Consider the following 5,097-nt stretch of genomic DNA (forward strand, 5'->3'; position numbering starts at 1 on the left):
ATCATCCTGAGTTTTAATCTGACTGGCTATTTGATCTACCAGTTTTTCGTTGATTTCAACGCTCATTGTTATTCTCCATTTTGGAGTATTAACGACAAGCGTTTACACAATTTAAATTACATTCCCGAGCAAACGGCTTGTCAGAAAAAGGACTGGCTTAGTTTTTTTAACTGTTCTTTGCGTTTTCCCAATAACGTCGTTGCAAAGCTGGACAGAACAACTTATGTATATGTTTGCTACATATACAACATGTTTAACGATAAAAACTATTACGAGGTAACCAAGGCGTTTCCATCAGTGGTTGAAAAATTGAAAAGCATGAGCCATACATCGGCAATTTTGTATTATGTGCAATCAGTCGGGTTAATCAGTCAGCTTAATTGCTTTTCTAAATGCTTTCAGGGTTTTGGACCAGAACTTGATTTTCCAATACCACCCGAAATTTCCAATGCGCAAGAGTATGCTGATTACCTCTTGGCTGTTGCTGAGGCTTCTGCGTCTGGTTCCTGTTTGATTAATAATTCAGACGATCTGGAGTGGCATTGTTATCGAAGCGCAGTTGAAGCAGGAAGTAATAGAGCTCGGAATATTCTTATAGAAAGAATGCTTTTTGGTAAAGTAGATAGTTCAGGTAAGGTTGTTTCTGCTCCACGGTGTATAAAAGAGGCTCTTGAACAAATTAAGTCTTACATCCCCACGGATGGAATCGATGAAGATGCTGGCTATTTAGGCGTCATCAAGCTGTTGAAAGAGTGTTTGGCTGAAAATAGTCGTGATCAGAAAGTTGCTTTGATTGAGTGTTTAATGAAAGATGCAAGGAGTGAAGTAAGATGTCTTGCTCCCATGCTATTATTAGAGCCAATGTTCGGTCAAGTTGATAGTTCTTTAGCTCGAGATTATATTGCTAAATTGAAGTTGAAAAAAGATGCTTCCATAGTTCTTGAATATTGGCAGTGCCTGGTTGATTTGTTGGAAAATAAGAATAAGGCAGTAACTATAAAAAAACTATTGGAACTAGGAGAGCAAGGATTTTTAGAGGCGTACCTGCTTTTGCTTAAAAGCTATCAATGCCAGCACGATTTTCTGGAAGTGAAGTGGGTAATAGATATCTATCGGAAGTGTGGTGATTTTACACCTGAGCTGGCATGTTTGATGTTCAGGCTGTCATATCTGGGTGATGAACATAAACAGTTTAGACACAACCCTGATGTACAGAATACCATTGATAGGGCAAGAATTTTTTCTTGCTTATGTCTTGATACAGTAACTTCTATCGACACACTGTTTGATCATTCCAGAGAGTTTTTCAGTAAAAGAAATTGGGGGAGGGCTTTACAACTACAGGCATGTACTGCTCCAAAAGAGTTTACAGAGATATTTTTAAGGAATCCTTTTTCTGATAGCCCACAACCTAATGTATTCCGCCATGCACATCAATCATTTTATATGTCTAAGCCTGATAATGAGGTTTTGCAAAGAGCCAAGAGCGGGGACCCGTTAAAGTCATCATACTGGATTATAGTGCTAAATAATTGCCCGGAAGATAGGTCTATGGCTGATTTGGTTCATGATTTTCTTGAGGCAAACCGGAATGGGCTGGATTGCCTGATGCCTTTTATGCATACCTCAAGTCTTCCGATGTTTCTTGAAAAACTCTATCAATACGGTGCGTTTTCGGAGCTTTCAAAGGATCATCCTATCTTTGACGTTACTAATCTTTCTCAATTAATTCCGGGTCTAAATGGTAGAATTAAATGCCTTGATGGTTTGGTTAAATTAAAAGAGCTTCATCATCAATCTGACCAGGCAGAAGCCTGTAGAAAAATCATAGAAAAAATAAGGGTAGGGAAAGCTCATGGTGACTCTTCACATAAGTACACGTCGATAGTAGACGGTTCAGTAGAGATACCCTGTCAGAATGAAACTGGTTATGAGGCTTTTCGTGAAGGCATGCCTTCGTGGAAAATGAGATGCTATGCACTCCTTGCCCAACAAAACCATCCTTTGGGTGATGTATATCGGTTCAAGAATTTATTTCAATTATTAGAAATGTTTGATGCTCGTGATGACCTCATGATGAGCTGTGATCTTCTTACGGGTGTTATGGGTTATTTGGGGTCTGCTAAAAAATTTCTGGGGAAAGAAGAGTTGTTGGGCATATATTTAAAACTAGAAGCTCTCCTGGACCAGTTTGAAGATGGTTGTTATATCAGATTTACTCATGCTTGTGAAAAAGTTATCTCTTGGCTGGAGGTATCTGATGATACTGTTTATCAGGTTCATGATTTGCGAGAAAGTGTTGAGCGTACCAAAAAGTTCTCTAAAGAATTAGCCAGATTGAAAGTTCAGAACTTTTCTGATTTTAAAAAACAGTGTGCTCATCAACCTGCTGAAGATGATTTTTATCAGCAAGATGAAGGTCTCAGATCCCTGTCAGGAAGTGATAGTGACAGTATGTCAAGCGGCAGTGAATACTCTGATGACAAGTCTTTATATGGAAATGATGACATTATATTTCCTGTTGAGCCTAACTGGCTTATAAAGCTCAGGAGTGAAAATGACCCAGAATGTTGTTTAAGGCTCCTCAGAAAACTCATTCACTTTGATGGTTCTGATAGCCACGAGATGCTTGAACAAGCAATGAAGAAGCTGGACCACAGAAAGACAGAATCTATAGGCCTGGTGGGGCGTATTCTGAAAGATATTGAGGAAGAGCTGGGCAATGATGAAAGCCCATTAGTAGATCTCAATTCTGGATATGCTGTTTTGTTACAGCAGGCAATTGAGTACTATGAAAAGAAGGCGCAACCTTTTCCTGAGTTAGTATGCATTCTGTATAAGAGATTATCTTATATGGCACTCTATGATCTTGCATCATTAAAGCAGCTGCATACTGATCTTGGTGATATACCACCTGATTATTATCCATTACTTGAGCATATGGATCATGGCCTCAAATTTAGTGTAAATGATCAACTGAGAATATTAACTACAGGTAAGAGTTTTGATGCCAGAGCTTTGATGACTTTTGTCCGGACAATGGAACAGGGTGATAAGCCGTCAAGAATACAAGAGCTATGTCTTGGTACGGATGAAATAGACTTACTATCAGTTGCAGGCTTCTCAGCTCAGTTTCTCAAGCTTTGGCAGCTACATGAACATGCTGAATTGCTTCAGGTTGTAGAGAGTCGAGTAATAGGAAATCAGAAAAATTTATCTCAAGCAAATGCTGCTCTTTGGATTGCATATGAATTTGGTGTTATTTCAGGAAGGCAGCATGCCTTACTGATGAAATCTTTTGATAAACGTTCTCCTGAATATTATTTCCATTCATTACTTGCTGAAAGTAATCCGGATTCTCCGGTTTTTATCAGTTTGCAATTCGAGCAAAAAAAACTGGTAGCGTTATCAGGATCTCACCTGGAAACAGTTGCCAGGAAGCTTGTAGAGGTTGGGCGTATATCGGATGCACTATGGCTAACCAGGACTTTCGAGCTAAACGCTTTTGAGGGGGTTCTGGGCTCTAGTCTGGAGAGAGGTCAACCAGCACAAGGGGCGGGTGATTTGATAGAGCCTCCTCTGGAAAGGCTTATTGCAGGGGCAAAATCAGGACACTCTCTGGCGCAAATGAAACTGGTGGAATACGTTCTTGAAAAATACCAGCAATGGGGCGATGAGCCAGTAAAACACCTGCAAAATATCTGTAGCTTCTGTATCCATACTCCCAGTTTTTTAACGGATGGCTGCAGGCTTGTGTATCAAGGGATTGCTCTATGTGCAGCTGTTGCTGGTCATGGAGATCATAAGGCAGGAGAGGCCAAAATACGGGCTGCTCTCGAATCCTGTGACCCGGTGGTTCCATTGATACTTTATAAAATGAAAGTTCATTTTCCATGGCTTGAGTTGCCATATCATAAGGAGGCTTTGCTTCGACAGTTTCTGGAGTATTTACCTGAAGCAAAGGAGTGCTCAGCTAAGCGGATGACTGAGATGTTGTTAATTGTGGGCGATGAAGGTATCCGTCAAGCGGTAGAAGAAATAGCAGAAATACCCGGCTTAAAAGCAAACCCTGATTCTTTGGATAGTTTAAAAGCTGGGGCAGTGTCCCACTGGCTTGATAGTTGGTCTAAGCAGACTAATCTGCAAAAAATGTCACCAGTCGAAAGACTGGAATTCAATGTGGAGGTAATGGCCAGGCGGGAATGGCCAGTAAAGGAGCTTCCAGAATTGGAACAGTGTATTGATGAAATCCGGGAAGGGCAGCGATGCTCCAATCAATGCCAGGGGGTTATTATCTCTGTCATTAAGCAGTTACCTGAAAAGCCTCAAGCTTATCAGCAATTTGCAGAGCGCCTCTTTAAGAAACTGTTGCCTGAAAAGCGTCCATTGCTGCTCCAGAAATGTTCTGATGGTATGGGTGAATTGACCTTCGGTTCCTCAGTATTTGATTCTATTAACCGGTATGAGGTTTACCGCTCCTTACCTGAAGCGATGAGGCATCGGTTAGCAGAGGTGTTTGCAAAAAGCATGGTTGATCAGTGGAAAGGGGGGCACCTCTCTCAGCTCAGGGAAAAGCTGGATAAGGGCTCGTTGCGACTGATTCATGACATGGTTCAGAGTAAGGTGCTCTTGCTACAGAATGAATTTATGAAGGACATGAGTGCTCAGAAAAGGGATCACCTGCACGAAGAGAGAAAAGAAAGGATATTGGCAATTATTCGTGAGAATGCAGCTTGTCCGGATATGATGGAGGCTTTACAACTGTTTCTTTATGCTCATGAGTTCGGTATGGATCATGGAGCAATTGAGGCTCTGAGAGCAAAGTTAATGCCTGGTGTTACTGAGATGCTTAACGAAAGGGCAGTTCGACGAGACTCTGATGGAGCCTGTAAATAATTCTGTGTAAACGCCACCAAAACTATTACTCCTTGAACCGGTCAGGAAACATAATTTCAAACCGGTTCATGGCTGCTTTCCAGTTCCTGATCGGCATGGTCCATTTCTCGGAAGCTTTTTCCATGGCCAGATAGATTACCTTCATGACTGACTCATCAGTCCGAAAAATCTTCCGGTTCTTGATCGCCTTACGAATGACGC

Annotated in this window: 1 protein-coding gene and 1 pseudogene; one reads left to right on the forward strand and one right to left on the reverse strand. The window is 41.2% G+C overall.

Annotated features, from left to right (window positions below):
* The first annotated feature begins 30 nt into the window (after positions 1-30).
* A complete protein-coding gene (locus AK963_RS33615) occupies positions 31-4,896 on the forward strand; it encodes a hypothetical protein (RefSeq protein ID WP_238593843.1) in 4,866 nt (1,621 codons plus the stop codon).
* A gap of 25 nt (positions 4,897-4,921) precedes the next feature.
* On the opposite strand, the pseudogene AK963_RS35925 reads toward AK963_RS33615, so the two are convergent.
* Positions 4,922-5,097: pseudogene (locus AK963_RS35925) on the reverse strand (IS256 family transposase); the annotation flags it as partial.

Origin of the sequence: Endozoicomonas atrinae, assembly GCF_001647025.1 — a bacterium.
In the GTDB taxonomy this organism is placed as follows: domain Bacteria; phylum Pseudomonadota; class Gammaproteobacteria; order Pseudomonadales; family Endozoicomonadaceae; genus Endozoicomonas; species Endozoicomonas atrinae.